This window comes from Acidiphilium sp. PM, assembly GCF_000219295.1.
GTDB classification, from domain to species: domain Bacteria; phylum Pseudomonadota; class Alphaproteobacteria; order Acetobacterales; family Acetobacteraceae; genus Acidiphilium; species Acidiphilium multivorum.
Window position 1 is genome coordinate 1 of sequence record NZ_AFPR01000621.1, and the last position, 706, is coordinate 706.

1 protein-coding gene and 1 pseudogene are annotated in these 706 nt (G+C 67.4%); one reads left to right on the forward strand and one right to left on the reverse strand.

The window, feature by feature from the left end:
- Nucleotides 1-468: pseudogene (locus tag APM_RS21135) on the reverse strand (transposase); the annotation flags it as partial.
- On the opposite strand from APM_RS21135, the gene APM_RS22885 reads away from it, so the two are divergent.
- Nucleotides 442-706, forward strand: a 265-nt coding sequence (locus tag APM_RS22885; RefSeq protein WP_241763236.1) for a hypothetical protein, incomplete at its 3' end; no start/stop codon positions are given. The pseudogene APM_RS21135 and the gene APM_RS22885 sit on opposite strands and share 27 nt — an antisense overlap.

Consider the following 706-nt stretch of genomic DNA (forward strand, 5'->3'; position numbering starts at 1 on the left):
TTCGGGGCTGATTTTCGTGCGCTGAACAATAGTCCGGCCGGCGATCTGATAGCGGACCGCCTTGAGGCCGGCCAGGATGTGGGCGATCCGCGCCCAGGGAAGGCCGCAGCGCAACTCCGCCGAGCGCTGTATCTGCAGGGCAAGGACGCAGAGCCTGACATGCGCCTCGATCCGGCGCGGGCTCCAGTGATACATCGGCCGGACCTCGAGCCCGGTCTGCTTCATCCGCCGGAAGCAGGCTTCGATGATGGTTCCGCCTTTGTAGCCGAGGGCGACGTCCTCGGTGGACAGCGTGTCGTCGTTGGTGATCACGACGAACTTGCCGTCGAAGCGGGCGGCATGGGCGATCTTTCCGGAATCCAGATGCGGCCTGCCGGCCGCATCCGTGCTCAGGTAGCGGCCGTAGCGGCGCGAGGTGAGCAGCGCGCAGGCGGCCTTGGGATGCTCGGCATCTCGGGCGGCGAGCAACGCCAGTTCGGCGCGCAGGCCGGCCAGAACCTCGTCGCGATGCTGGCGCTGCCGCTCGGCTTCCTCAGGGTTCAGGCAAAGAACGTAACGCTTGCGCCGCTCACCGTCGCCGACCACGACCTCCTTGGCCTGAAGATTGTCGGCAACCTTCCGATAGCGCCCCGGTCGGGTCAGAACCGCCTCATCCACATCGCGCAGCCGGCGCATCGGCACCGCCAGGATGTAGCGGCCGAGCCCC